This is a genomic window from Janthinobacterium sp. FW305-129 (assembly GCF_020858115.1).
Classification (GTDB): domain Bacteria; phylum Pseudomonadota; class Gammaproteobacteria; order Burkholderiales; family Burkholderiaceae_D; genus Janthinobacterium.
The window spans coordinates 129,305-154,774 of the sequence record NZ_JACYMM010000008.1; the positions used below are offsets into that span (position 1 = coordinate 129,305).

A 25,470-nucleotide genomic window follows, 5' to 3' on the forward strand; every position below is an offset into this window, starting at 1 on the left:
AGTCCGGTTTATATATCGAGGGTGCTGGCGCCCTGCGCCTCCACCACCCTGTTGCGGCCCGCCTGCTTGGCCGCCTGCAGCGCCTCGTCGGCCCGCTTGAACAGGCTGACGGTGCTGTCTTCGGCGCGGATGGTGGTCACACCCAGGCTGGCCGTCAGCTGCAGCACGGCGCGCTCCGTCTTGACGGGCAGCGCCTCGACGGCGGCGCGGATGCGCTCGGCCACCATCAGTGCATCGGCCAGGCTCGTGCGCGGCAATTGGATGGCGAATTCGGCGCCGCCCAGGCGGCCCATCAGGTCGCTGTCGCGCAGCTGCTGGCGGCACGTGTCGACGATGGTTTTAAGCACCGCATCGCCCACCGGATGGCCATAGCTGTCGTTGACGCGCTTGAAATGGTCGATATTGAGCACCACCAGCGCCGTCGGCAAGCCGGGCCGGCGCGCCAGCGCCATCCACGGCGCCAGCGCCTGGTAAAAACCGCGCCGGTTCGGCACGCCCGTGGCCGCGTCCAGCACTTCCAGGCGCGCCAGTTCGCCGCCCAGTTTTTCACGCGACAGCAGCAGATAGCCGAAGGCGTTCGTCAGCATCATCAGGTACAGGGCGCCAAAACCGGCCAGCTGCAGCAGCTCCGCGTCAAAAGCCGGGACGGCGGCGGCGAGCACGCCGCGCGCCGCGATCAGCAGCGACAGCAGGCCCATGCTGACGACGAGGAAGCGGCGCAGCATGCTCGCCTCGCGCCATTTCAGGCACAGCGCCGCCACGCCAGCGAGGAAAAAGCCGGCCACGATCAGCGAACCGCCGGCGCTGCGCAGCAATGGCGCCACGTCGAACAGGTAGCAGGCGGCAAACAGGCCGATCGCCGCGCCCAGCGCCGGCAATATGTAGCGGCGCCAGCCGCTGCGTCCGGCCGCCTGCCACAGCGCGCCCGCGTCCAGCGCCATGCCGGCAAACAGCAGGCTGTTGCCGAGCAGGATGGAGAGGAAATCGGGCAGCACGCCGCGAAAATACAGCAAACACCAGGCCACGGCCTGGCATTGCTTGGCCACCGCCCAGGTGGACATGCTGAGCGACTTCTTGCGCTCGTACTCGAAGAAGAACAGGGCCGCGCACAGGCTCAGGTTGCCGAGCGCCAGGGCCAGTACCAGGGTCTTGATATCCATGGCTTACAGTATCGCCGCGCTGGCGCGCCGCGCCGGGTCAGATTTCGTGTTCGACATTGGTGCTGCCGTCGCCGACCTTGCTGGCCCAGGCCTGCACGAAATACTGCTTTTCCACTTCGCTGGGAACTTCATGCCAGAACACGATGAGGGTGCCCTTGTGATCGTGGATTTGCGCCACTTTTTCAATGAAGCCGAAATTTTCGGCCTGGTCGGCCAGCGCCGCCGCGTAACCATACACGCGCGTCAGCCGCTCGATGCGGTCAGGTTCGGTAAAACTGTTCGTCGCCGTAATGATGGGGTGATCCAAAAACATGCTTGTCTCCATGGTGCCCGACTGCGCGGCCGTGCCGCCGCGTACCGTTACGCATGCTCGGCGCGGATTAATCGGGTATGCTCACGGGAGCTTATCAGATTTCTCTGAATGCAACAAAGCATCTCCCCCTGTCCACTCAGCGAAGTCGTCCCATGCCGGAAAACAGAAGCACCACCCCACTCGCCCCGCAGGTGCATACCTGCGGCGACCGGCGCCGGCTGGAATTCCAGCCAGGCATGATCCAGAGCGAAATGCTGCTGTCGCGCCCCGACCATCTGCTGCTGCGCTATGCGCGCGCCATGATGTGCTTTACCCTGTTCGTGCCGCGTCCGCGCCACATCCTGATGGTGGGCCTGGGCGGCGGCTCGCTGCTGAAATTCTGCCACCGGCACCTGCCCGACACGCGCATCACGGTGCTGGAACTGCGCGCCGACGTGATCGCCCTGCGCGAGCAATTCATGCTGCCGCCCGACGACGCGCGCCTGCGCATCATCGAAACGGATGCCGTCAGCTATATCCGCCAGCATCCGGGCTGCGCCGACGTGCTGCTGCTCGACGGCTATGATGAAACGGGCCTGCCGCCGGCCCTGGGCAGCGCGCGCTTCTATGCGGACTGCCTGCGCGCCCTGTTGCCCGGCGGCGTGCTGGTGGCCAACCTGTTCAGTTATGACGAGCACTACCCCGCCATGCTGGAACGCCTGATGCTGACCTTCCGCGGCGCCGTGTGCCAGTTCGACGGCATCGCCGGCAACAACCGCATCCTCTTCGCCGCCAGACCGGACAAGCTCGGGGCGGGCCGCGCCGTGCGCATGGTGCGGCTGGTGCGCTGGCGCCGGGTATGCGGCCTGGCGTTCCTGAACCGCTGGCTGCCGGCATGGCAGTTGTGGCGCTTGCGCCGGCAATCAGGCGCACCCGACAACTGATAGTCGTCCGCCATGGCCATAGATATTGTTGCTTATTAGCAGCGATCTGGTGCAAAATTCGCATGATGGATGTGGTTTATGACAAACTACGGCCTGCGCGGGCCCGCAGGTGCTGCCGAGCAATTGTGTCCATGAAGTGAGATAGGAAAACCCATGCTGCGTGGCCGCCTGCCATTGTCGATTTCCGCCGCGGCCGCGCTGACCTTCGCCTGCGGCGTCAGCGTGACGGCCGTGCTGTTCGCCGCCATCAGCCAGCTCGAATACGACAAGATGGGCCTGAGCCTGCAGCAGCGCGCCGGTGCCAGGGTGGCCGCCATCGAGCAGGGACTCGACGACGCGGTCGAGGTGCTGACGACGACGAACCAGCTGTTTTCCGCCGTCGTGCCCGTCACGCGCGAGCAGTTCCATGCCTTCACCACGCCGCTGCTGCAGCGCCACCCGTTCATCCAGGCCTTCAATTTCCACCGTATCGTGCCGCATGCCCAGCGCGACGCCTTCGAGGCCGGGCTACGGCGCATCGTGCCCGATTACGCCATGACGGAAATGCGCGACGGCGTCATCGTGCCCGCGACGACGCGCGCCAGCTACCTGGTGGTGGACTACCTCGAGCCCCTGCAGGGCAACCGCCCCGCCTTCGGCCTGAACGTCAGCCCGAACGGCGTGCTGGCGCGTGCGCTGGAACAGGCGATCATCAGCGGCCAGACCACCGCCACCGGCCTGCTGGCCCTGGCGCAGGGACCGCAGCAGGGCTTCGTCATCGTACGTCCCGTGTACCGCCACGGCGTGCCCCTGCAGACGGTACCGCAGCGGCGCGCGGCGCTGATCGGCGATACGGCGGTCATCGTGCGCGCCGGGGAACTGGTGCAGAAAATCCTCGCCGGCGCCGACTTGCTGGGCGACCCGCAGCTCGAACTGAGCGTCTATGCCGACGCCGGCGCCGACCCGCGCCAATTGATCTTCCGGCATGGCCAGGCGCCTGCTGTCGAAGCGGGCGGCGCCTGGGAATCGCTGCCACGCTGGCTGCAATTTGCCTACCACAGCCATTACGACCGGGCCTTCGTTTCCGCCGGCCGGCCGTGGCATGTGCGCGTGGTGGCCCATCCGCGCCCCTTCCTGGCCGACCACCTGGGTTCGCTGTTCACCCTGATCATGGGTTTGCTGTTCAGCATGCTGACGGCCGCCTTCGTGCAGTCGCTGACGCAGCGCTCGCGCCGCGTGCAACTGCTGGTGGAGCAGCGCACGGCCGACCTCAAACGCAGCAATGAGCTGCTCAGCGCCGACGTTCGGGCGCGCCAGCGCACCGAGCGCGCCTTGCAGGAAAGCGAAAAGCGCTTCCGCCGCCTGCTGGCCCTGTCCTCGGACTGGTACTGGGAACAGGACGCCAACTTCTGCTTCACCCACATCACCAGCGGTTTCACGGACAAGTCGAACATGCCGCTGGAACGCTTCATCGGCATGACGCGCTGGGACAACAACCCGGAGATGCGCAATTCGCGCTGGGGCAAGCAGCATATCGCCAACCTGGAAGCCCACCTGCCCTTTTCCAACCTCGAATACGCGATGCAGGACCGCAATGGCCAGCTGCGCTGGTTCAGCGTCAATGGCGAACCGCTGTTCAACGAACTGGGCGAGTTTCGCGGCTACCGGGGCACGGGGTCCGAAATCACGGAACGCAAGCTAGCCGAGCAGCAAATCCAGCACATCGCCCATCACGACGTGCTGACGGGCTTGCCCAACCGCGCCCTGCTGCGCGACCGCCTGGCGCAAGCGATGGCCCTGTCGCGCCGCAAGAACCGCGCGCTGTGGGTGCTGTTGATCGACCTCGACCGCTTCAAGTTCGTCAACGACAGCCTGGGCCACAAGGCCGGCGATCTGCTGCTGAAAACCATCGCCACGCGCCTGCAGGCCAGCCTGCGCGAAACCGATACGGTGGCGCGCCTGTCCGGCGACGAATTCGTCGCCATCCTGTGCGAACAGGCCGATGAAACCCTCAGCGCCGCCATCGTGCAGCGCGTGATGGATGCCGTGGCCCAGCCGGTACTGTTAGATGGCAAGGAGTTCTTCGTCACCTGCAGCATCGGCGTGGCCGTCTACGACATGTCGCGCTACGACGCCCCCGGCGACGTGACCCTGAATGGCGAAACGCAGAACCTGATCGAGCAGGCCGACATCGCCATGTACTGCGCCAAGAAACAGGGCCGCAACAACATCAAGTTCTACACGACGGCCATGAACCAGGCCACCCTGGAGCGCCTGCGCATCGAGACGGCGCTGCGCAACGCCCTCGAACGCGAACAGTTCGTGCTGCATTACCAGCCGCAGCTGGACCTGGCCAGCGGGCGCATCGTCGGCGTGGAGGCGCTGCTGCGCTGGCAGCATCCGGACCTGGGCATGGTGGCGCCGAACCGCTTCATCGCGCTGGCCGAGGATACGGGCCTGATCGTGCCGATCGGCGCCTGGGTCATGCGCGAAGCGTGCGCCCAGGTCAAGGCCTGGCATATGGCGGGGCTGGACAATCTGCGCCTGGCCGTGAACCTGTCGGCGCGCCAGTTCAACGAGCCGAATCTGGTGGCATCGATCGCCGCAGTGCTGCTGGAAACGGGCCTGGCGCCGGCCTGCCTGGAACTGGAATTGACGGAAAGCCTGTTCATGCACGATGTGGCGCTGGCCGTGAGCCAGCTGCACGACATGAAGGCGCTGGGAGTGCAGCTGTCGATCGACGATTTCGGCACCGGTTATTCCAGCTTCGCCTACCTGCGCACCTTCCCCATCGACGTGCTGAAGATCGACCGCAGCTTCATCAACGACGTGGCGCGCGACGCGGACGACGCGGCCATCGTCGTCTCCATCATCGCGCTGGCGCACAATCTGAAACTGCGCGTGGTGGCCGAAGGCGTGGAAACGGCGGAGCAGCTCGATTATCTGCGCAGCCACGGTTGCGACGAGGCGCAAGGCTATTATTTCAGCCGGCCTCTGCCGGCGCATGAAGTGGAACAGCTGCTGCGGGCAGAAACGAAGGAAGTGAACGCCGCGGCCTGACGGGGCGTGCGCGCAGGCTAACCGGCCGGCAGCTTGGCGAGCAGCTCCAGTTCCTTCCAGTCGTCAGCGAGACCGGCTGCCGCCAGAAACTCCGCCACGCCCTCGCTGGCGTCGATGTCGGGCGCGCTGCCCGGCTCGGCCCACAGATTGTCGCATTCGGTGCAAACCACCACCTCCTGCCCCGTCCTTCTGACTTTCGCAAGAATCAGGTCGCCGTATTCGCCGCAGGTGGGACACTCCATGCTCTTCTCCTTCATGCCCGCACCTACAGCTTCTGTTGCAGGAATTCGAGGAAGCAGCTGATGCGCTGCGCCAGCTGCGTATTGCGGTAGTAGACGGCGTGGATCTGCTGGCGGTAGCCCGTGTAGAATGGCTGCAGCACTTTCACCAGGCGGCCGGCGGCGATGTCGTCACGCGTCATGAAGTCGGACAGGCAGACGATGCCCTGGTCGTGCAGGGCCAGCTGGCGCAGGGTTTCGCCGCTGGAGGCGGCCAGCGCGGGCACGATCTGCAGGCTGTTGCCCGCTGCGTGGCGCAGCGGCCAGTTGTTGCCCAGGTCGTACTGGGCAAAGCCCAGCAGCGCGTGGCCGGACAGCGCTTCCGGCGTGGCCGGTTCGCCGTGGCGTGCCAGGTAGGCGGGCGTGGCCAGCACGTGCAGCGGGCTGGCAGTCAGGGCGCGCGCATGCAGGGTCGAATCGACCAGCGCGCCGATGCGGATGGCGATATCGGTGCGGTGCTCGAGCAGGTCGGCGATCTGGTCGTTGCTGGTCAGCTCCAGGCGGATGTCCGGGTACATGGCGCGAAACTCGGCCACGTGCGGCACCACGCAATGAAGCATGAAGGGCGAGGCGGCATCGACGGACAGCCGCCCGGCCGGCTTCTGGCGGCGGATGCGGATCGACTCTTCCACGTCTTCCATCGAGGCGAGGATGGCGCGCGCCTTGTCCAGGAACAGCTGTCCCTCTTCCGTCAGCTCCATGCGCCGCGTGGTGCGCGTCAGCAGCGACGTGGCCAGCTTGTCTTCCAGCCGCGACAGGGCGCGGCTGACGCCCGAGGTGGTTTGTCCCAGGTGCACGGCGGCCGCGCTCAGGGTGCCGCTGTCGATGACGGTGACGAAGATTTTCAGGTCGTCCGAATTGATATCCATTGTTGCCTTATTATTGCCGCATTGTTGCGCTATTTTCACATATCGCGCCATTATAATGGAATCACGGCAACAGTGACGGCTGCAGGCAACGTCAGGCAACGTAGAACAAAATGGCGATAAAATGGCAGCTGCTGCCGGCCAGCACGAACAAATGCCAGATGCCGTGGCCATGGCGCAGCTTGTGGTCGGTGGCGTAGAAAGCGATGCCGCCCGTGTAGCACAGCCCGCCCGCCACCAGCCACAGGAAGCCGTTCCACTCGAGCGCCGCCAGCAGCGGCTTGATGCCGATGACGATGAGCCAGCCCATGGCCACGTAAATCACCAGCGACAGGATGCGCGCGCCTTTCGCGTACACATATTCCTGCACGATGCCAAACAGCGCGAGGCCCCAGACGACGCCGAACAGCGACCAGCCCCACGGCCCGCGCAGGGTCACCAGCATGAAGGGCGTGTAGGTGCCCGCGATGAGCAGGTAGATGGCGCAATGGTCGAGCCGCTGCAGCACGGCCTTGGCCTTGCCGCGCACGCTGTGATACAGGGTGGAAGTGAGGTACAGGGTCAGCAGCATGGCCGCATACACGCTGCAGCTGACGATTTTCCAGGGGTCGCCCGTGCGGGCCGCCGCGACGATCAGGATGACGCCGCCGATGGCCGCCAGCGCGGCGCCCACCGTATGGGAAATGCTGTTGAACCGTTCACCGTGGTACATGCTTGACCGCCCGCTGCGTTAAAAACAGGCTCATCCTACACGCTTGGGGAGATCGGGGTGCGCGGTTTGCGCAAGGCAGGCACAGGAAAAGCCGGGGCGCATGCGATTGCCGCCCCGCTTGTTCCTGCTCAAACTATCAGGCAGCTTCCGCCTTCTTGCGCGCGGGACGGCGTGCCGGGGTCTTGCGCGGGGCCTTGGCAGGCTTGTCTTCCGCCACGACGGCCGCTTCCACCGGCGCCGCCTCAATCACAGGCGCCGCTTCCGCCACGGTATCGGCCGCCTTCCTGGCCGGCTTTTTCGCCGCTGCAGTCTTGCGCGCCGGCGTGCGGGGCTTGGCCTTCGGCTTCGCTTCGGCGGCGGCTTCCACGATCACTTCGGCTACCGGCTCAGGCACCGGTTCGGGCGCTGGCGCCACTTCGGCCACTTCGGCACGCGCTTCGCGGACGCCATCGCCATTCTTGCGGCCGCCACGGCCATTGCGGCGCGAACCGCGCTTGGCGTTGCCGTCTTCCGCCACCACCTCGACTGCGGCTTCGGCCACTTCGTGCACCACTTCCGGCTGCGGCGCCGGCGCATACTGCTCGATGACGGTTGTTTCGGCGTCGGCCACCGGCACGAAAGCCTGTGGCGCGGACTCGCCGCGGCGTTGCTCGTTCTGCTTGCGGCCACCACGGCCATTGCGGCGCGAATCGCGGCGGCTGCCGCCTTCGCGGTGATTGCCCTCTTCCGCCGTCGCGCCGGCTTCGCCGCTGGCGATGACTTCACTGGCGACTTCCCCGTTCACGGGCGCAGCGACAGGCACCAGGCCGCTGCTGCGGTAGACATAGGCGCCCGATTTTTCGTCGCGGCCAAATTCCAGCAAGCCGCGCGTCTGCGCTTCTTCCAGCAGGTTGCCGAAGGTGCGGAAACCGTAGTAGGACTCGCTGAAGTCCGGCTTGCGGCGCTTGATCGCTTCCTTCAGCATCGAAGCCCAGATCTTGCCGCTGTCGCCCCGCTCGGACACCAGCGCGTCGAACGTTTCGACGGCCATTTCGATCGCTTCCGTCTTGCGCGACTCGTATTTTTCCTTGCGGCGCACTTCTTCGTCGGCCGAACGCTTAGGCGCAGGCGTGTCGCGCGCGTCGCGCTTGGCGGCCGTGCGGCGGCTCTCGCGCACCAGGTCATCGTAGAAAATGAATTCGTCGCAGTTCGCCACCAGCAGGTCGGAGGTCGACTGCTTGACGCCCACGCCGATCACCTGCTTGGCGTTTTCGCGCAGTTTCGACACCAGCGGCGAGAAATCGGAATCGCCGCTGATGATGACGAAGGTGTTCACGTGGGCCTTGGTGTAGCACAGGTCCAGTGCATCGACGACGAGGCGGATGTCGGCCGAATTCTTGCCGGACTGGCGCACGTGGGGAATTTCGATCAGTTCGAAGTTCGCCTCATGCATGGTGCCCTTGAAACTTTTATAACGGTCCCAGTCGCAATATGCCTTCTTGACAACAATACTGCCCTTGAGCAGCAAGCGTTCGAGGATGGGCTTGATATCGAATTTTTCGTAATTTGCATCTCGCACGCCGAGCGCGACGTTCTCGAAGTCGCAAAACACGGCCATGCTGAGGTTTTCTGGGGATGACGCCATAAGGGTGAATTCTCGCTGATGATAAGGGCGGACGGGAAGCGCAACGCCTCCCTTTTCCCCTAGTATATTCGCCCATCCCCCGTTTCGGCGACAACTATCGTGCGCGGCAGCCTATTGCGCGCCGCCGGCGGCGCCCGCACTGGCGCCGGCGACCGGCCAAACAACGCTTTCATCGACCGAATACAGCTGGCATGGCAGGCTGCTGCGGCGCTGGCACGAAGCGAGCGCACGCACATCGGGGCTTTCGCCCTCTTCCGCCCAGCCCCAGGCGCCGCTGGCCGACAGGGCAAAGGCGCGCGGCGCGGTTTTCTCCAGGAAGACGCGATAGGCGGCGCGGCCCTGCTCTTCCAGGTACGGCACGGCGGCGATATCGTCCTGCGGCGCGAAATGTGTGGCGGGCGGCGGCGGCGCATCGGCCACGCGATAGACCTGGCGCACCGGCATGCCGATTCTCTGCAGGAAGCGCTCGGTGGCGGGCAGCCACACGGCCACGCCATCGCGGCTGCCAAGGGTCAGGTGGGCGTCGCGCTTGAACGGGCCATAGGCCAGCAGTTGCGCCCGGCCGCCGGAACCGGTAAAGGAATTGAACAGCCGCCGCGCCAGCGCCGGCGAAAAATACGCGTCGTTCGCGCCATACAGCCACAGGCTGGGAATGTGGTTGTAGGCGCCCAGGGTGGCGAAAGTCTTGGCCAGCGCCCCTTGCCAGTCGCAGCCGGGCATGTCGACGCGCAGGCCACCGGAAAAATTGAGCACGCCGCGCACGCCGGGCAGCACCCGGGTGGCCAGCGCCAGCGCCGCCATGCCGCCATACGACTGCCCCGCGACGACGATGCGCTGCGGGTCGACCCAGCTCTGGCGGCGCGCATATGCCAGCGCGGCGAGCATGTCGCGCGCCTGGCCCTGGGCGTTGCCCAGCATGTCGCAGCCGAAATCGCGGTAGGCGCCCGTGGAGCGCGCAAAGCCGGCGCGCATGGGCAGCATCACGGCGTAGCCGCGGCGCACGAACTCGGTCGCCATATAGATGAAGCGCTCGCGCTGCTGCAGCCGGGCCGGGCCGGGCTGCTTGCCGTGATTCATCAGCAGCAGGGGAAACGGGCCGGGGCCGGCGGGCCGGAATACCGTCGTTTCCAGCGCTTCGCGCAAGCCGTCGCCAGCCGGCACCATCAGCACCTGCTCGTTCAGGCGCGCGTCGAGCGGTAGTTGCGCGTAGGCAAGCTCGGCTTTCAGGGGCAGGCAAGGCAGGCAGAGCAAAAAAACCAGCGAAATGGGGCGAAGCAGGTGGAAAATGACGGACTCCGTGAATGACTTCCCTGCCAGTCTAGACAGTGAAGTAGCACAGAACAATATAAAAAAATTACGTGACGCACATATTTTTTACGGCAACTACCTGCGGAAAAAATTGTTGCCCTACACCAACCACCATCAGCCACTTTTCCCGCCGGAAGGAGTAAACTGGATACATTCTGAAGGAGCTGCCATGTCCATATCCGCCCTCACCACCGGTACCTCGGGGCTGACCGCCAACCAGCGCGCGCTGGACGTGGCCGCCAACAATATCGCCAATGCGAATACGCCGGGCTTCCAGCCGCAGCAAGCCGGGTTCCAGGAAGCCAGCCCGGCCGGCACGGGCGTTACCCTCTCCGTGGAAGGGCGCAAGCTGGCCGCCACGGAAAGCGTCAGCGGCGCCAATGCGACCGCGGCCAAGGCGGCCGAAAGCCGGCCGAACGGCGTCGGCCTGGCCTCCGAACTGACCGATAACCTCGTCTACAAGGCCGGCTTCAACCTGTCGGCAAACGTCGTCAAGGCGGCCGACCAGGCCCTGGGCAGCCTGATCGACGTCAAGACTTAAGCACAGTCACTAGCGCTTAGATAGTCTGCTTGTTCATTTCCAGCGCCAAGGGCGCCATTGCCGGCGTGATCAGCGCCAGCAGCCGTTCGGCGGGAATGCCGTCACGCGCCTGCACCGACAGGCCGTGCAGCAAGGCCGCATAGTAGTCGCCCAGCGCCTGCACGTCCGCATCCTCTTTTAATTCCCCTGCCAGTTGCGCCGCGCGCAGGCGCTCGATGACGGCTTGCGTGCGCGCGCGGCGGTGCTGCGCCAGCCAGTCGGCGATGCCCGCGTTGTCCGCGCTCGTATTCGTGGCGGCCGTCACCACCATGCAGCCTTGCGGCTGGCCGCTGCGCGTGTACAGCAGCACGGCCTCTTCCAGCATGCGCGCCACCGCGTCGCGCACGTTCAGGCTGGCCGCCAGCGCATGCACGGCAAACGCGCCTTCTCCCGTTTCATACAGCTCCACGGCTTCGCGGAACAGCTGCTCCTTCGAGCCGAACGCCGCGTAGATGCGCGCCGAGGCGATGCCCAGCGCCGCCACCAGGTCGGCCATCGATACGCCTTCATAGCCGCGCGTCCAGAACGCGTCGCGCGCTTTTGCCAGCGCCAGCGCGCGGTCGAATTCCCTCGGTCTTCCTGCCATTTTGATCCTCTGCTTACGAACTGGCGGCCAGTATAACGCCTGGCGCCCGCGGCGCGTTCGCCATTTATTTTGCATCACGGGCTTGACCGCGCCAACAATTTCGCCTATTCTTTGTCGATCGACAAACAATAGGAGCCGATATGAAAACCATCCAAGGACCAAGCCTGCACCTGGCACAATTCGCCGCCGACACGGCGCCCTTCAACACCCTGCCCGCCATCGCCGAATGGGCGGCGGGCATGGGCTTCAAGGCCCTGCAGATTCCCGCCTGGGATGCGCGCCTGTTCGACGTGGCGCAAGCGGCGCACAGCCAGCAATACTGCGACGACCTGGTTGCCATGCTGGCCAGCCATGGCCTCGTCATCAGCGAACTGACGACGCACATCCTCGGCCAGCTGGTCGCCGTGCACCCGGCCTACGACGCGCTGTGCGACAGCTTTGCGCCGGCACACCTGCACGGCCAGCCGGCTGCGCGCACCGAGTGGGCCATCGAGCAAGTGAAACTGGCGGCCATGGCCTCGAAACGCCTGGGCCTGACCGACATGGGCACGTTCTCCGGCTCATTCGCCTGGCCCTACCTGTTCCCGTTCCCGCAGCGCCCGCCCGGCCTGATCGAGGCGGCCTTCGACGAACTGGCGCGCCGCTGGCTGCCCATCCTCGACGTGTGCGAGGAACAAGGCATCAACCTGTGCTACGAAATCCACCCGAGCGAAGACCTGCATGACGGCATCAGCTTCGAGATGTTTTACGAGCGCGTAGGCCGCCACCCGCGCTGCAAGATGCTGTTCGACCCCAGCCACTTCGTGCTGCAGCAGCTGAACTACCTGGAATTCATCGATATCTACAAGGACCACATCCGCATGTTCCATGTGAAGGATGCGGAATTCAATCCGACGGGACGGCAAGGCATCTACGGCGGCTACCAGTCGTGGGAAAACCGCGCCGGGCGTTTCCGCTCGCTGGGCGACGGCCAGGTCGATTTCAAGGCGATCTTCTCGAAGATGGCGCAGAACGACTACGCGGGCTGGGCCACGCTGGAATGGGAATGCTGCCTGAAGGACCAGGAGGTGGGCGCGCGTGAAGGCGTGGCCTTCATCAACGCCCACATCATTCCCGTGACCGACAAGATCTTCGACGACTTCGCCGGCGCCCCCGTCAGTGAACAACAGATCCATCAATTGCTGGGTATCCAGCACAACTGAACAAGGAAACACCATGAACGAATTTACCCATGACTACGTCCGCATCGACGGCCAGCGCCTGCATTGCGTGATCGCTGGTCCCGGCACCGGCAAACCCGTGCTCTTGATTCCCGGCTGGCCGCAAACCTGGTATGCGTGGCGCCACGTGATGGCGGCGCTGGCCGCCAGCGGCTACCAGGCCATCGCCATCGATCCGCCCGGCAGCGGACACTCGGAACGTCCGGCCGGCGGCTACGACACGGGCGCCGTTGCCGCCACCCTGCACCGCGCCATGCTGGCCCTGGGCCATGCGCAGTACGACGTCGTCGGCCACGACATCGGCATGTGGGTCGGATATGCGCTGGCCAGCGATTTCCCGCAAGCCGTGACGAAACTGGCGCTGACGGAAGCCGTGATTCCCGGCCTGGCGCCCGCGCCGCCGATTTTCGTCGCGCCGTCCGACAACATCTTCCTGTGGCACTTCATGTTCAACCAGGTGCTGGACTTGCCGGAAATGCTCACGGCGGGCAAGGAGCGCGAATACATCCGCTTCATCCTGGACCGCTGGTCGTACCGCCGCGACAAGGTGGCCGTCGACGTGTATGCGGACGCGTATGCCACGCCAGGCGCCCTGCGCGCCGGCTTCGCCTACTACCGCGCCATTCCGGAAACCATCCGTCAAAATCTGGAACGGGCAAAACGCAGCCTGGCCATGCCCGTGCTGGCCATCGGCGCCGACCATGCGACGAATGACGCTCCCCTGCTGACCATGCAGGGCAAAGCGGGCAATCTAAAAGGCGCCATCGTCGCCGAATGCGGCCACTTCATCATGGAAGAACAGCCGGAAGCATTCATCGCCCACCTGCTGCCCTTCCTGGCGGGAGACGCGGCATGAACCTGGATCCGCTGATCGCCGCCTGGCTGGAACAGAGCAGGGATGCGCCGCCGCCCGCCTCGCTGGCAGACCTGCGCGCGGCCACGGAAACGGGCTTGCGCCAGCTGCATGGTTCCCTGGAAGATGTCACCTCGATCAAGGATTACGTGCTGCCGGGCGAGCATGCGCTGACCGTGCGCGCCTACGTGCCGGCCGGCGCGGAGACGGGCCAGCCCCTGCCCGCCATCGTCTTTGCGCATGGCGGCGGATGGTGCCTGTGTTCGCTGGACCTGTACGACAATCCGTGCCGCGCGCTGGCCAACGCCACCGGCTGCGTGATCTTTTCCGTCGACTACCGGCTGGCGCCCGAGCACAAGTTCCCCGTGCCGCTGAACGACTTTTACCGGGCCTTGTGCTGGGTCGCCGAACATGCGGCGGCGCTGGGCATCGATGCGAAACGGCTGGCCGTGGGCGGCGACAGCGCGGGCGGCAACCTGGCGGCGGCCGCCGCCCTGATGGCGCGCGACCAGGCGGGACCCGCGCTGGCGCACCAGCTGCTGCTGTACCCGGCGCTCGATTTTGCCTTCGACACGGCTTCGTACCAGCGCTATGCGGAAGGCCATTCGCTGACGCGGGAAGCGATGCGTTTTTGCTGGTCGGCGTACCTGAACGAGCCGTCCGACAGCGCGCAGCCTTACGCGGCGCCCCTGCGGGCGGCCTCGTTGAAGGACTTGCCGCCGGCCACGGTGCTGGTGTGCGAATACGACCCGCTGCATGACGAGGGCGTGGCGTATGCGCGGTATTTGCGCGACGACGGCGTGGCGGCGCAATGCGTGCAGCTCGACGGCATGATCCATGCGTCGATGCACATGCTGGGCTTGACGCCAGCGGCGCGCGGCCTGTTCGATGTGGCGGGCAAGGCCATGCGGCAAGCGCTGGCGGCATAAAAAAAACGCGCCGGGGATGGCTCCACGGCGCGTTTTTTCCATCAGTTGCGCATCATTCCACCAGCTTGCGCACTTCGATGCCGTTCAGCCACTTCACGTGGCGCGGGCCCGTGCGGATGTCCTTTGCCGAAATGAGGGCGATCTCGCCATCGTTGTCGTCGAGCGCCTTGCCGTTTTTTTCGTAGTAGACGATCACGCCCTCGCCGGCCGGCGCGTTATACAGCTCGCCCCAGGAAAACACCACCGCGTAGCCATCCGTGGCCGTGGCGATGATGGCGAGCTTCTTGACGTCATTGTGGCCGGGCGCATCGAGCACCGCCTTGTCGAGGATGTCGCGCAGGCGCACGCCCTTGTAGCTGGTGATGGTTTCGGCCTTGTCGCCATTATGGCGCGTGACGGCGATTTCCCCGCCGTTGGCCGGCGGCAGCTGGCGCAGGTCGGCCACCTTCAGGGTCAACGGCGTTTCCACCATGCCCGTCACGGCGAGCGCATGGCTCATATTGTCGCGCGCAGGCGCGGGAGCGGGAGCGGCAGACCACGCGGGCGCCGCGGCCAGCAACGCCGCCGAGGTAAAGCCAGCCAATATTTTCTTCAACATGCTGTGTCCTTTCATGACAGTGACAAATCAGAACTGGTACTGCGCATTGGCCAGCCACGTGCGGCCCGCGCTGGGGAAACCGTCGGCCAGCGCGTAATTGCGGTCGCCCAGGTTGCTCACGCCCGCTTCCAGGCTCAAGGCCGGCAAGGGCCGGTACACGGCCTTCAGGTTCAGCGTCGTAAAACCGCCCAGTTCCAGGGTGTTCGAGACCCAGCGCCCGCTGTTCGCTTCCGCGATGGCCACCACGTCGACCTGGCGCGCCGCGTGCAGCACGGCGTGGGCCGTCAGCTTGTGGCGCGGCACGTCCGTCAGGCGGATGGCGCGGTCGCTGACGTTCTTCATCTCCGTATAGGTGTAATTGCCGCCGAAATCGAGCCAGGCGCCGGCGCGGCCGCGCAAGCCCAGTTCCACGCCGCTGATGTGCGCCCGGCCCGCGTTCTGCATCTGCGCGCGCACGCCGGCCACATTCGCCACGCTCTGGATCTTGTCCTTCACGTCGCTGTAGAACAGCGCCGCTTCCAGGCTGGTGCCCTGCACGCTACCCTGATAGCCCAGCTCGTAATTCATCGCCTGCTCGGCGCGCAAGGCCGGGTTTTCGATGTACGTGCCCAGGCGCTGCGAGTAGCGGTCCTTCAGGGTCGGCAGGCGCGACTTGCGCGCCAGCGTGGCGTACACGCGCGATTCAAGACCGGTCTTGTGGAACAATCCCGCCTGCAGGTCGGTGGCCGATTGATTGTCCGGCAAGGTGTAGGCATTGCCGGCGCTATACACCGTGTCCGGGCGCAGCGCATTGCGCGACACGCCCAGCGACAGTTCCGTCGCGGCGTTCAGGGCGATGCTGTCTTCCGCGCCCAGGGTCCACAGCGCATCCTTGTACCAGGTGGTGCGCACGCCCTTGCCATCGCGTTCCTGGTGTTCGTCGGCCTTGTAGCTGGCCACGAAGCGCAGGCTGTGCGCGGCCAGGCGGAACGATTCGAGCTCCACCGCGCCGCCATTCGTGCGGTCGTTGTAGATGCTGCGCCCGCCGCTGACGCTGCCCTGGCCGCTGGTCTTGATGGTGCTGTAGCTGCCATTGCTGAACGAGGTGATTTCATTGTCGTAGCTGTCGTGGTACAGGCGCAGTTTCAGGCGCTCGGCTTCGCCCAGGCGCGTCTGCGAGACGAAATACACGCTTTCCTTGTTCCAGTATGGCCACTGCCAGTAGCGCGCGCCGGCGGGATTCGTCGATGGCGGCTGGCCCTTTTCGCCATGCTGCTTGTAGTAGCTCAGTGCATACTCGTCGCCGCCCACGGGCGTGTAGCCGACCTTGAACGACAGCTTGTGGTCCTTGCGATACGCGTTGTTGCGCGTACCGCCGTCTTCCGTAGCCGTGGGGCGGAAATCCGACGACATGGGGAAACCATCGCTGTCGATGTAGGACAAGCCCGCCTGCAGATACCACAGGCCCTGGTTCGTGCCCACGTTGGCCGACACCTGGCGCTCGCTGCCCGAACCGAAACCGACGGACGTGTCTCCCTCAAGGCGCGCCGTCGGTTTGCGCGACACCAGGTTGATGGCGCCGCCCAGGGTATTGGCGCCATACGCGACGGAACTGAAACCCTTGGCCACCTGGATGGCGGCCAGGTCGGCCGTCGTAAAGCGGTTGAAATCGACGTAGCCGTCATACGGCACGTAGACGGGAATGCCGTCGATGTACAGGGGCACCTGGCGCGCATCGAAGCCGCGGATGGCGACGGTTTTCTCATTGCGCGAATTGGTCGACAGCGACACGCCAGACAGCAAATTCAAGGCATCGCCCACGTTATCGCGGTTAAAGCGGCGCATCTCGGCGCGGCTCACTTGCGTGCCCACCTGCTGTTCCATCTGGCCTGCCTGTTCGCGCTGGCCGATCACCGTCACCGTGCCCAGCACGAACGGCGCCGCCGCATCCACATCTTCCTTGCCAGCAGCCTGCTGCGCCAGCGCCAGCAGTACGGCGCCTGCCATTACCTGTTTCACCATCGTCATGTTGTTCTCTTCCGTTATATATCAGCTTATATAGCGATATACAAAAAAATACAAAAAAAGCGGCCACGCATGCGGCGGCCGTCATCCAGCGGCGCAATATACAGATGTATATAGCGATGCTCAAGCGGCAAGGCCAAAAGGCCTCGCGCAAGTCAATTTCTCACGCTTTTTTCATGCACTGCAGCATTTCGCTGTGCGAACGAATGTTTCACAAAACGATTGACACGTCCAATTTGGCTAGGCAAACTGATTTCCAGGGAGTTCGAAAATGAATGCAAATATGACAAATGTTCAGGCCTCAGCGGATCCGGAAATCATCGTCTTCAGCGATGACGAGGAAGGCAAGGACCGCCAGTTCGTCAACGCGCTGGCGCGCGGACTGGAAGTGCTCCGGTGCTTTCGCCCCGGCGAAGTCTATCTGTCGAATGCGGACATGGCCAAGCGCACGGGCATCCCGAAACCGACGATTTCACGCCTCACCTATACCCTCACAAAACTCGGTTACCTGAATTATTCGGACAGCCTGGGCAAGTACCAGCTGGGCGCCGGCGTGCTGGCCCTCGGCTACCGCATGCTGTCGAACCTCGACGTGCGCAAGATGGCGCGCCCGCTGATGGAAGAACTGGCCGAACATGCGCAAGCCTCCGTCTCGCTGGGCACGCGCGACCGCCTCAGCATGGTGTACGTGGAAACGTGCCGCAGCAGCGCCAACGTCACCCTGCGCCTCGACGTCGGTTCGCGCATTCCCCTGATGACGACGGCCATGGGCAAGGCCCTGCTGTGCATCCTGCCGCAGGCCGAGCGCGACTACCTGATGGACCATGCGCGCGTGCACGAGACGGAACGCTGGCCGCGCATCAAGGCCGGCATCGAGCAAGGCTTCAAGGATTACCAGGATCGGGGCTTTTGCATCTCGGCCGGCGAATGGCAGAACGACGTGCACGCGGTGGGTGTGCCGATGCTGGGAGCCGACGGCGAACAGGTGATGGCCTTCAATTGCGGCGGCCCCGCCTTCCTGCTGTCGCGCGAAAAACTCGAAGGTGACCTGGGTCCGCGCCTGGTCGCCCTGGTCAAGACAGTGGAAAAAAACCTGGGTCGCGGTTAGACTGCGCGCCCCCTCTTAATTACAGTACTGAGGATCCCGATGATACGCGACGAAGAAACCCTGAACATCCTGCTCGACAGCATCGCCCGTTTCGTGCGCGAAGTACTGGTGCCGAACGAGGCGCTGGTGGCCGAAACGGACACGATCCCGCCCGCCATCGTGGCGCAGATGCGCGAACTGGGCCTGTTCGGCCTGTCCATCCCGGAAGCCTACGGCGGCCTGGAACTGAGCATGGAAGAGGAAGTACGCGTGGCCTTTGAGATCGCCCGCACCTCGCCCGCCTTCCGCTCGCTGATCGGCACGAACAACGGCATCGGCTCGCAAGGCATCGTGATCGACGGCACGGAAGCGCAAAAACAATACTATCTGCCCAAGCTGGCGGCCGGCGAGATCATCGGCTCGTTCGCCTTGACGGAAGCGGGATCGGGGTCGGATGCGGCCTCGCTGCGCACGACGGCCGTGCGCGATGGCGACTTTTATATCCTCAACGGCAGCAAGCGCTATATCACCAACGCGCCCGAGGCGAGCATCTTTACCGTCATGGCCCGCACGGACCCCGTCAAGCGCGGCGCCTCGGCCATCTCCGCCTTCATCGTGGAAAAAGATACGCCCGGCCTCTCGCTGGGAAAAATCGATAAAAAAATGGGCCAGCAAGGCGCGCATACCTGCGACGTCATCTTCGAGAATTGCCGCGTTCCGGCCGCGAACATCATCGGCGGCAAGGAAGGCGTGGGCTTTAAAACAGCCATGAAGGTGCTCGACAAGGGCCGGCTGCACATCGCCGCCGTCTGCGTGGGCGCCGCCGAGCGCATGCTGGCCGACGCCCTCGCCTACGCGATGGAGCGCCAGCAGTTCGGCCAGCCCATCGCCGAGTTCCAGTTGATCCAGGCCATGCTGGCCGACAGCAAGGCGGAGATTTATGCCGCGCGCAGCATGGTGCTGGACGCGGCGCGCCGGCGCGATAACAAGGAAGACATTTCGACGGAAGCGTCGTGCTGCAAACTGTTCGCCTCCGAAATGTGCGGCAGAGTCGCCGACCGCTCCGTGCAGATCCACGGCGGCGCCGGCTACATCAGCGAATATGCGGCCGAGCGCTTCTACCGCGACGTGCGCCTGTTCCGCATCTACGAAGGCACGACGCAGATCCAGCAGATCGTCATCGCCCGCAACATGATCAAGGCAGCGCAAAAGTGAAGGAGGCCGCGATGGACATTCCCGCCCTGCTGGCCCACTTGCCGGCGCGCCTGTCGGCCATTCCCGCCCACTGGGCCGCGCGCGCGCCGGACGCGCCCGCGCTGCACGAAGGTGGGCGCAGCTGGACCTACGCTCAGCTGCAGCACAGTGTGGACAGCGCCGCGCAGCTGCTGCGCCGGCTGGACGTGCGCGCCGGCGACCGCCTGATGGTGGTGGGCGAGAACTGCGCGCTGCAGGTGGCGCTGATTTTTGCTGCCGCCAGCATCGACGCGTGGATCGTCAACGTCAATGCCCGGCTGTCGGCGCGCGAGATCGACACCATCGCCACGCACAGTTCGGCGAGGCGCGTGCTGTTCATGGCCGGCGCCTCGCCGGAAGCGGCCACGCATGCGGCGCGTCTGGGCGCGGCCAGCGCCACGGTCGACGGCATGGGCGAGCTGCTGGCGGGCGAATTGAACGACGCAGCCATCGCGGAAGACACGGTCCCCGGCAACGAACAGGTGGCCGCGCTGATCTACACGACGGGCACGACGGGGCAGTCAAAAGGCGTGATGCTCACGCACCGCAACCTGCTGTTCATCGCCGCCGTTTCCAGCACCCTGCGCGGCTTGAGCAGCTCCGACCGCGCCTACGGCGTGCTGCCGATTTCGCACGTGTACGGCCTGGCCTCGGTGGCCCTGGGCACCCTGTATGCGGGCGCAGCCTTGTATCTGGTGCCGCGCTTTTCCGTCGACGGCCTGCTCTCGGCCCTGAAGGACGACGGCTTGACCATCGTGCAGGGCGTGCCCGCCATGTATGCCAAGCTGCTGCAAACCCTGGGCGGCCCGGACACGCCGCTGCCCACGCGGCTGCGCTTCGCGTATGCGGGCGGCTCGCCGCTGGCGCCGTCGCTCAAGCGCGACGTGGAAAAGCTGCTGGGCACCGCGCTGCACAATGGCTACGGCATGACGGAAAGCGCGCCCACCATCAGCCAGACGCGCCTGGAAACGCCGCGCCAGGACGATTCCGTCGGCATGCCGATCCCCGGCGTGGAAGTGCGCGTGGTGAGCGTCGATGGCCTTGACGTGGCGCCGGGCAAGCCGGGGGAATTATGGATACGCGGGCCGAACGTCATGGCGGGCTATTACCGCGAACCGGCCATGACGGCGGCCACCATGCGCGACGGCGGCTGGCTCAATACGGGCGACATGGCGCGCCAGGACCCCGACGGCGCCCTGTTCATCGTGGGCCGCACCAAGGAATTGATCATCCGCTCCGGCTTCAATGTGTATCCGCTGGAAGTGGAAACGGCGCTCAACGCCCACGCTTCCGTGGTGCAGTCGGCCGTGGTCGGGCGCACCCTGGCCGATGGCAACGAGGACGTCATCGCCTATGTGGAGCTGGATCCGCGCCAGCCCGCCAGCGTGGCAGAATTGCAGGCCTGGCTGGCGCAGACCCTGTCGCCGTACAAGTGCCCGTCCGCCATCATCGTCATGGAAGCGCTGCCGGCCGCCGCCACCGGCAAGATTTTAAAGGGGCATCTGCGGCAAATGGCGCAGAATGCACGATAAGTTGACCATGCAGTACCAGACCCGACAATAAAACCAAGCCACATCACCGGAGGAGACACGATGAAACGCACCTACACACGCATCGCCATGGCAGCGCTGGTCGCCAGCGCCTGGATGGCGCACGCCAGCGCCGACGAATTCCTGGTCGGCGCGGAAATCCCGCTGACGGGCAACCTGGCGCGGGTCGGCGCCGGCATGCAGGAAGGGATCATGGTCGCGGCCGAGGTATTCAACAAGACCAACGGCAAGCACACCATCAAGATCATCACCGTCGACGACGAATCGGCGCCCGCCAAGGCCATCGCCGCCGTGGAAAAGCTGGCCAGCCAGGGCGTGGTGGCCATCACGGGCGGCTACGGCTCGAACAATATCTCGCCCGCCTCGGACACGGCGAATAAACTGGGCCTCGTCTACATCACCTCGGGCGGCGTGGACGACAGCCTGGTGGCCAGCGGGCGCAAGAATTTTTTCCGCATCAATAACACGGCCGGCTACGAAAAAGCCATGCTGGGACTGCTAGCCGACGTGGGCGCCAAGTCCGTCTCCATCGTGTATTCGACCAAAGACGCCACCACGGGCCTGGCCAAGGACGTGGAAAAAGCCCTGGCGGCAAAGGGCGTGAAGGTGACGACGCACTCGTTCGACCCGGCTATTACCGACTTCAAGCCCATCATCAACAAGATCAAGCTGCAGGATAAATCGGAAGTGGTGGCCATGGTCGGCTACGAAAACGATTACGTGGGCATCATCCGCGCCGCCCGCGTGCTGAAACCGAAGATCAAGGCCATGGTGGGCGTGTGGTCGCTGGCCACCCCTAAAATGGCGTCCGACTTCCCCGACCTGATGCCGAACGTCTTCGGCACGGCCCTGCTGCCCTTCCCGACCGAATTCAAGACGGCCGACGGCAAGGCCTTCAGCGACGCCTACAAGCAACTGTACAAGAAGGAACCGGACTACCTGGGCCAGTTCGGCTATGTGCAGTCGATGCTGCTGTTCGAAGCCATCGCGCGTGCGGCCGACAAGGGCACGCTCAAGAAAGGCGGCGTGGCCGACGAGATGCGCAAGACGGACCGCGAAACGCTGATCGGCCGGGTGCAGTTCGCCGCCAACGGCGACAACCAGAACTTCGTGCACCGCATGGCGCAGCACCAGGACAAGAAGGTGGTGATCGTCTGGCCGAAGGAACACGCGACGGGCAAGCTGGCCTACCCTGCCCTGCCCTGGTAGGCAGCCTCCCGCTGCACACGCGCGCGCCCGCAGGACGCGCACCGATGAACGGCGGTCCTGGTGCCTCTTCGCGAAGCGCCTGGGCCGCCTGACGGGATGACGACATGACAGAATTAATCTTGCAAGCCCTGTATTCGGGCTTGCTGCAGGGCGGTTCCTACGCCCTGATCGCACTGGGACTGGCGCTGGTGTTCGGCACCATGAAAGTGATCAACCTGGCGCACGGCGAACTGGTGCTGCTGGCCGCCTACATCGCCTACAGCGTGGAGTCGGGCCTGGGCCTGGGGCCCATGTTCGCCATTCCCATCGCGCTGGTGATCGTCAGCCTGACGTCCGTGGGCGTGTACCTGATCGTCAGCCGCATCAAGAAGGACCGCGAAATCAATTCGCTGATCCTCACCTACGGCATCGGCGTCATCCTCACCAATTTCATTTTGCTGCTCTGGAAGGCCGACATCCGTTCGACGTCTTCCAGCTGGCTGCAGGAAGGTTTTGAAATCGGCCCGTTTTTCAGCATGCGCAGTGAAGTGATCTTCTTTGGCGTCAGCCTGGTGCTGATGGCGGCCCTGTGGCGCTGGCTGTCGACCAGCTGGTATGGCCGCGCCGTGCGCGCCGTCTCCAGCAACCGCGACGCGGCCAAGCTGATGGGCATCGACCCGGGCCGCACGGAACTGGTGTCGTTTCTGGTCGCCGGCATCCTGGCCGCCTTCGCCGGCGTGGCGCTGTTCAGCTATGGCGTGATCCAGCCGGCCTACGGCGGCGCGCTGACGGTAAAAGCCTTCATCATCACGGTACTGGCCGGCATCGGCTCGATACCGGGCGTGCTGCTGGCCGCCGTGCTGCTGGGCGTGGCCGAAGCGCTGACCGTCACCCTGGCCAGCTCCGCGCTGCAGGAATTGTCCGGCATGGTGCTGTTCCTGCTGGTGCTGTTCATCATGCCGAACGGCTTGTTCGGCGCTCAACGGAGGCGCGGATGAAGCGCTCGACTTTCCTTTCAACGGCAGCCCTGCTGCTGGCCGCGTACGTCGCCGTGCCGCTGGCCCTGGGCGCCAACCAGTACGTGATGAGCATGGTGGTGGCGGCCCTGATCATCGGCGGCGTGGCCATGTCCTGGGCCCTGCTGGGCAACCTGGGCGGCATGGTCAGCTTCGGCCACGCGGCATTCTTCGGCGTGGGCGCGTATGTCTCCGCGCTGGCCACCGTAAAACTGGGCGTGCCCGTGTTTGCCGCCATGCTGCTCGGCGGCGCGGGCGCGGCCCTCGCCGCCGTCATCATGCTGCCAGTGCTCCGGCTGCGCGGACCGTATTTTGCGCTGGCCATCCTCGCCTACGCCCACATCTTCCGCATCCTGGCCACGGAATGGAGCTCGGCGACGGGCGGCGCCGGCGGCATCAACAACATCCCCGCCCTGCCCACCGTCTTCGGCTTCGACCTGGCCAGCAAGACGGGCGCCTACCTGGTGGTGCTGACCCTGGTGGTGGCGTGCGCGTTTGCCTACGGCCGCATCCGCACCAGCCATTACGGCATCGCCCTGCGCGCCATGCACGACAGTGAAGACGCCACGCGCGTCGTCGGTGTCAACAGCACCTTGCTGAAGGGCGCGATGCTGCTCGTGTCGGCCTTCATGGCGGGCCTGTTCGGCGCCTTCAACGCCCACTACATCAACTTCCTGGAGCCCGACTACGCCTTCAACAGCCTGTGGGTGACTTTACCGATCGTGGCGGCCATCTTCGGCGGCTACCGCACCATACTCGGGCCCGTGCTGGGCGCCGTCGTGGTCTACCTGGTCGACCAGCTGATTTTCAAGTCGCTGATTCCGACCGGGCACCAGCTGGTGCTGGGCGTGCTGCTGGTGGCGATGATCGTCTTCAGTCCGAACGGCCTGCTGCCGCTGCTGCAAAAATGGCTGAAAAAAGCGCTGCTCAAGGGGAACGCGAAGGAGAAAGCACATGCTTGAACTCGATAATGTGTCCGTGCGCTTCGGCGGCCTGACGGCCGTCGACGGCGTCACCTTAAAGGTGGGCAGCCACGACGTGATCGGCCTGGTGGGCGCGAACGGCGCCGGCAAGACCACCCTGTTCAATGCCATTTCCGGCCTGGTGCGCCCCACCAGCGGCAACATCCGCTTCGAGGGACGCGACATCATGGCCACGCCCATGTACCAGCGCGCCCGCCTGGGCCTGGGCCGCACCTTCCAGATCCCGCAACCGATGCATGAATTGACGGTGCGCGAAAACCTCGTCGTGGCGCAACGCTTCGGCACGGGCAAGGTGGACCAGCGCAAGATCGATGAAATCCTCGATTTTACGAGCCTGCTTGACAAGGCCGGGCGCGATGCGGCCGGCGAACTGGCGCTGACGGAACTCAAGGCGCTGGAAGTGGCCAAGGCGCTGGCGACGAACCCGAAACTGCTGCTGCTAGACGAAGTGCTGGCCGGCCTGGAAACGAACGGCAAGCGCCGCTTCATGGGCATGCTGAAGGACTTGCACGCCGCCTTTGGCGTGGGCATCGTCATGATCGAACACGACATCGAAACCATCAGCAATCTGTGCCAGCGCGTGGCCGTGCTCAATTTTGGCCAGCTGATCGCCGACGGCACGCCCGATTGCGTCTTCCGCGATCCGGCCGTCATCGAAAGCTATACGGGAGCCGCTCATGCCTGAATCGATGCTTGAAGCGATGCCTGAAACGATGCTTGAGATAAATCAACTGCGCGCCGGCTATGGCGCCATCAATGTGCTGTGGGACGTGTCGCTGTCGATCCAGAAGGGCAAGCTGACCACCATCATCGGCCCGAACGGGGCCGGTAAGACGACCTTGCTGCGCGCCATCATGGGCCTGCTGCCCGTGGGCGCGGGCAGCATCGCGCTCGACGGCCAGGCCATCAACGGCACGCCGACGTGGAAGATGAGCGACGCGAGGGTCACGATGATCCCGGAAGGCCGCATGACGTTTCGCGACATGAGCGTGGAAGAAAACCTGATCATGGGTGCGTTTCCGAAGGAGCACCGCAGCCACATGCCGGCGCGCCTGGCCGAAGCCTACGCCATGTTCCCGCGCCTGCATGAACGGCGCAGGCAGCTGGCCGGCTCGCTCTCCGGCGGCGAGGCGCAGATGCTGGCGATGGCGCGGGGCCTGATGTCGGACCCGTCGCTGCTGATCATCGACGAGCCGTCGCTGGGCCTGGCGCCGCTGGTGGTCAACGAGCTGTTCGACATCCTCGCGCGCCTGAACGACGGCCGGCGCACCATCATTTTAGTGGAGCAGAACACGGCGCGCGCCGTGGGCGTGGCCGATCACGTCTACCTGATGCAAAGCGGTAAGGTGGCGCTGTCGCAGGCAGCGCGTGATGTCGACCTCGAGCACCTGCATGCGCTGTATTTTGCGCGCTGAGCGGC

At 65.0% G+C, this 25,470-nt stretch carries 24 protein-coding genes; 14 read left to right on the forward strand and 10 right to left on the reverse strand.

Annotation, left to right across the window (positions count from 1 at the left end; translation table 11 throughout):
* Positions 1-8: 8 nt before the first annotated feature.
* Both IGS61_RS17450 and IGS61_RS17455 read right to left on the reverse strand, forming a co-directional pair.
* Complete coding sequence (locus IGS61_RS17450) at positions 9-1,160, reverse strand: GGDEF domain-containing protein (RefSeq protein WP_230540831.1); 1,152 nt, start codon at positions 1,158-1,160, stop codon at positions 9-11.
* A gap of 37 nt (positions 1,161-1,197) precedes the next feature.
* On the reverse strand, positions 1,198-1,473 hold the full coding sequence (locus IGS61_RS17455; protein ID WP_230540832.1) for a hypothetical protein: 276 nt from the start codon (positions 1,471-1,473) through the stop codon (positions 1,198-1,200).
* Between the two features lie 152 nt (positions 1,474-1,625).
* Here IGS61_RS17455 and IGS61_RS17460 point away from each other — a divergent pair, with 152 nt between their 5' ends.
* Both IGS61_RS17460 and IGS61_RS17465 read left to right on the forward strand, forming a co-directional pair.
* Positions 1,626-2,396, forward strand: a complete 771-nt coding sequence (locus IGS61_RS17460; protein ID WP_230540833.1) for a transferase spermidine synthase — start codon at positions 1,626-1,628, stop codon at positions 2,394-2,396.
* Between the two features lie 153 nt (positions 2,397-2,549).
* Entirely contained in the window at positions 2,550-5,435 is a 2,886-nt protein-coding gene (locus IGS61_RS17465; protein ID WP_230540834.1) for a bifunctional diguanylate cyclase/phosphodiesterase, read from the forward strand.
* Positions 5,436-5,452: 17 nt separating this feature from the next.
* Here the strand turns inward: IGS61_RS17465 and IGS61_RS17470 are convergent, their stop codons facing one another.
* The 5 genes from IGS61_RS17470 to IGS61_RS17490 form a co-directional block, all read right to left on the reverse strand.
* Positions 5,453-5,677 carry a hypothetical protein gene (locus IGS61_RS17470; protein WP_230540835.1) on the reverse strand — a complete coding sequence of 75 codons (225 nt, stop codon included), beginning with the start codon at positions 5,675-5,677 and terminating at the stop codon, positions 5,453-5,455.
* A gap of 23 nt (positions 5,678-5,700) precedes the next feature.
* Positions 5,701-6,582 carry a LysR family transcriptional regulator gene (locus tag IGS61_RS17475; RefSeq protein WP_230540836.1) on the reverse strand — a complete coding sequence of 294 codons (882 nt, stop codon included), beginning with the start codon at positions 6,580-6,582 and terminating at the stop codon, positions 5,701-5,703.
* A 91-nt stretch (positions 6,583-6,673) separates the two neighbouring features.
* Positions 6,674-7,291 carry a PAQR family membrane homeostasis protein TrhA gene (gene trhA / locus IGS61_RS17480; protein ID WP_070222989.1) on the reverse strand — a complete coding sequence of 206 codons (618 nt, stop codon included), beginning with the start codon at positions 7,289-7,291 and terminating at the stop codon, positions 6,674-6,676.
* 136 nt (positions 7,292-7,427) lie between these two features.
* Positions 7,428-8,915, reverse strand: coding sequence for an NYN domain-containing protein (locus IGS61_RS17485; protein WP_230540837.1), 1,488 nt, complete (start codon positions 8,913-8,915; stop codon positions 7,428-7,430).
* A 111-nt stretch (positions 8,916-9,026) separates the two neighbouring features.
* Entirely contained in the window at positions 9,027-10,166 is a 1,140-nt protein-coding gene (locus IGS61_RS17490; protein ID WP_230540838.1) for a dienelactone hydrolase family protein, read from the reverse strand.
* A 226-nt stretch (positions 10,167-10,392) separates the two neighbouring features.
* Here IGS61_RS17490 and IGS61_RS17495 point away from each other — a divergent pair, with 226 nt between their 5' ends.
* Positions 10,393-10,764, forward strand: coding sequence for a flagellar basal body protein (locus IGS61_RS17495; RefSeq protein ID WP_230540839.1), 372 nt, complete (start codon positions 10,393-10,395; stop codon positions 10,762-10,764).
* Between the two features lie 16 nt (positions 10,765-10,780).
* On the opposite strand, the gene IGS61_RS17500 is transcribed toward IGS61_RS17495, so the two are convergent.
* Positions 10,781-11,389: a TetR/AcrR family transcriptional regulator gene (locus IGS61_RS17500; RefSeq protein ID WP_230540840.1), complete on the reverse strand. Its 609-nt coding sequence runs from the start codon at positions 11,387-11,389 to the stop codon at positions 10,781-10,783.
* Positions 11,390-11,529: 140 nt separating this feature from the next.
* Here IGS61_RS17500 and IGS61_RS17505 point away from each other — a divergent pair, with 140 nt between their 5' ends.
* The 3 genes from IGS61_RS17505 to IGS61_RS17515 are packed head-to-tail and all read left to right on the forward strand — an operon-like array spanning position 11,530 to position 14,391.
* Positions 11,530-12,591: a sugar phosphate isomerase/epimerase family protein gene (locus IGS61_RS17505; protein WP_230540841.1), complete on the forward strand. Its 1,062-nt coding sequence runs from the start codon at positions 11,530-11,532 to the stop codon at positions 12,589-12,591.
* Positions 12,592-12,604: 13 nt separating this feature from the next.
* Positions 12,605-13,465 carry an alpha/beta fold hydrolase gene (locus IGS61_RS17510; protein ID WP_230540842.1) on the forward strand — a complete coding sequence of 287 codons (861 nt, stop codon included), beginning with the start codon at positions 12,605-12,607 and terminating at the stop codon, positions 13,463-13,465.
* Complete coding sequence (locus tag IGS61_RS17515) at positions 13,462-14,391, forward strand: alpha/beta hydrolase (RefSeq protein ID WP_230540843.1); 930 nt, start codon at positions 13,462-13,464, stop codon at positions 14,389-14,391. The genes IGS61_RS17510 and IGS61_RS17515 overlap by 4 nt, the downstream gene beginning before the upstream one ends.
* 52 nt (positions 14,392-14,443) lie before the next feature.
* Here the strand turns inward: IGS61_RS17515 and IGS61_RS17520 are convergent, their stop codons facing one another.
* Positions 14,444-14,989 carry a molybdopterin-dependent oxidoreductase gene (locus tag IGS61_RS17520; RefSeq protein ID WP_230540844.1) on the reverse strand — a complete coding sequence of 182 codons (546 nt, stop codon included), beginning with the start codon at positions 14,987-14,989 and terminating at the stop codon, positions 14,444-14,446.
* A gap of 27 nt (positions 14,990-15,016) precedes the next feature.
* The gene (locus IGS61_RS17525; RefSeq protein WP_230540845.1) at positions 15,017-16,996 is read right to left on the reverse strand and encodes a TonB-dependent receptor plug domain-containing protein; all 1,980 of its coding nucleotides are present in this window, start codon (positions 16,994-16,996) and stop codon (positions 15,017-15,019) included.
* A 280-nt stretch (positions 16,997-17,276) separates the two neighbouring features.
* Between IGS61_RS17525 and IGS61_RS17530 the strand changes: the two genes are divergently transcribed.
* The 8 genes from IGS61_RS17530 to IGS61_RS17565 all read left to right on the forward strand — a co-directional run bounded on the left by IGS61_RS17530 (position 17,277) and on the right by IGS61_RS17565 (position 25,465).
* Positions 17,277-18,101: an IclR family transcriptional regulator gene (locus tag IGS61_RS17530; RefSeq protein WP_230540846.1), complete on the forward strand. Its 825-nt coding sequence runs from the start codon at positions 17,277-17,279 to the stop codon at positions 18,099-18,101.
* A gap of 39 nt (positions 18,102-18,140) precedes the next feature.
* Entirely contained in the window at positions 18,141-19,295 is a 1,155-nt protein-coding gene (locus tag IGS61_RS17535) for an acyl-CoA dehydrogenase family protein (protein WP_034782861.1), read from the forward strand.
* Between the two features lie 11 nt (positions 19,296-19,306).
* Positions 19,307-20,845, forward strand: a complete 1,539-nt coding sequence (locus IGS61_RS17540; RefSeq protein ID WP_230540847.1) for a class I adenylate-forming enzyme family protein — start codon at positions 19,307-19,309, stop codon at positions 20,843-20,845.
* A 60-nt stretch (positions 20,846-20,905) separates the two neighbouring features.
* Positions 20,906-22,072: an ABC transporter substrate-binding protein gene (locus IGS61_RS17545; protein WP_230540848.1), complete on the forward strand. Its 1,167-nt coding sequence runs from the start codon at positions 20,906-20,908 to the stop codon at positions 22,070-22,072.
* A 104-nt stretch (positions 22,073-22,176) separates the two neighbouring features.
* Positions 22,177-23,049: a branched-chain amino acid ABC transporter permease gene (locus IGS61_RS17550; RefSeq protein WP_230540849.1), complete on the forward strand. Its 873-nt coding sequence runs from the start codon at positions 22,177-22,179 to the stop codon at positions 23,047-23,049.
* Entirely contained in the window at positions 23,046-24,029 is a 984-nt protein-coding gene (locus IGS61_RS17555; protein ID WP_230540850.1) for a branched-chain amino acid ABC transporter permease, read from the forward strand. Before IGS61_RS17550 ends, IGS61_RS17555 begins: the two co-directional genes overlap by 4 nt.
* Positions 24,022-24,735, forward strand: a complete 714-nt coding sequence (locus tag IGS61_RS17560) for an ABC transporter ATP-binding protein (RefSeq protein WP_230540851.1) — start codon at positions 24,022-24,024, stop codon at positions 24,733-24,735. Before IGS61_RS17555 ends, IGS61_RS17560 begins: the two co-directional genes overlap by 8 nt.
* 28 nt (positions 24,736-24,763) lie before the next feature.
* The gene (locus tag IGS61_RS17565) at positions 24,764-25,465 is read left to right on the forward strand and encodes an ABC transporter ATP-binding protein (protein WP_230541021.1); all 702 of its coding nucleotides are present in this window, start codon (positions 24,764-24,766) and stop codon (positions 25,463-25,465) included.
* The last annotated feature ends 5 nt before the right edge of the window (positions 25,466-25,470 follow it).

Coding starts and splice junctions, on each gene's coding strand:
- IGS61_RS17450 (WP_230540831.1), bottom strand. CDS start 1,160: ATGGATATCAAGACCCTGGTACTGGCCCTGGCGCTCGGCAACCTGAGC.
- IGS61_RS17455 (WP_230540832.1), bottom strand. CDS start 1,473: ATGTTTTTGGATCACCCCATCATTACGGCGACGAACAGTTTTACCGAA.
- IGS61_RS17460 (WP_230540833.1), top strand. CDS start 1,626: ATGCCGGAAAACAGAAGCACCACCCCACTCGCCCCGCAGGTGCATACC.
- IGS61_RS17465 (WP_230540834.1), top strand. CDS start 2,550: ATGCTGCGTGGCCGCCTGCCATTGTCGATTTCCGCCGCGGCCGCGCTG.
- IGS61_RS17470 (WP_230540835.1), bottom strand. CDS start 5,677: ATGGAGTGTCCCACCTGCGGCGAATACGGCGACCTGATTCTTGCGAAA.
- IGS61_RS17475 (WP_230540836.1), bottom strand. CDS start 6,582: ATGGATATCAATTCGGACGACCTGAAAATCTTCGTCACCGTCATCGAC.
- trhA (WP_070222989.1), bottom strand. CDS start 7,291: ATGTACCACGGTGAACGGTTCAACAGCATTTCCCATACGGTGGGCGCC.
- IGS61_RS17485 (WP_230540837.1), bottom strand. CDS start 8,915: ATGGCGTCATCCCCAGAAAACCTCAGCATGGCCGTGTTTTGCGACTTC.
- IGS61_RS17495 (WP_230540839.1), top strand. CDS start 10,393: ATGTCCATATCCGCCCTCACCACCGGTACCTCGGGGCTGACCGCCAAC.
- IGS61_RS17500 (WP_230540840.1), bottom strand. CDS start 11,389: ATGGCAGGAAGACCGAGGGAATTCGACCGCGCGCTGGCGCTGGCAAAA.
- IGS61_RS17505 (WP_230540841.1), top strand. CDS start 11,530: ATGAAAACCATCCAAGGACCAAGCCTGCACCTGGCACAATTCGCCGCC.
- IGS61_RS17510 (WP_230540842.1), top strand. CDS start 12,605: ATGAACGAATTTACCCATGACTACGTCCGCATCGACGGCCAGCGCCTG.
- IGS61_RS17515 (WP_230540843.1), top strand. CDS start 13,462: ATGAACCTGGATCCGCTGATCGCCGCCTGGCTGGAACAGAGCAGGGAT.
- IGS61_RS17520 (WP_230540844.1), bottom strand. CDS start 14,989: ATGTTGAAGAAAATATTGGCTGGCTTTACCTCGGCGGCGTTGCTGGCC.
- IGS61_RS17525 (WP_230540845.1), bottom strand. CDS start 16,996: ATGACGATGGTGAAACAGGTAATGGCAGGCGCCGTACTGCTGGCGCTG.
- IGS61_RS17530 (WP_230540846.1), top strand. CDS start 17,277: ATGACAAATGTTCAGGCCTCAGCGGATCCGGAAATCATCGTCTTCAGC.
- IGS61_RS17535 (WP_034782861.1), top strand. CDS start 18,141: ATGATACGCGACGAAGAAACCCTGAACATCCTGCTCGACAGCATCGCC.
- IGS61_RS17540 (WP_230540847.1), top strand. CDS start 19,307: ATGGACATTCCCGCCCTGCTGGCCCACTTGCCGGCGCGCCTGTCGGCC.
- IGS61_RS17545 (WP_230540848.1), top strand. CDS start 20,906: ATGAAACGCACCTACACACGCATCGCCATGGCAGCGCTGGTCGCCAGC.
- IGS61_RS17550 (WP_230540849.1), top strand. CDS start 22,177: ATGACAGAATTAATCTTGCAAGCCCTGTATTCGGGCTTGCTGCAGGGC.
- IGS61_RS17555 (WP_230540850.1), top strand. CDS start 23,046: ATGAAGCGCTCGACTTTCCTTTCAACGGCAGCCCTGCTGCTGGCCGCG.
- IGS61_RS17560 (WP_230540851.1), top strand. CDS start 24,022: ATGCTTGAACTCGATAATGTGTCCGTGCGCTTCGGCGGCCTGACGGCC.
- IGS61_RS17565 (WP_230541021.1), top strand. CDS start 24,764: ATGCTTGAGATAAATCAACTGCGCGCCGGCTATGGCGCCATCAATGTG.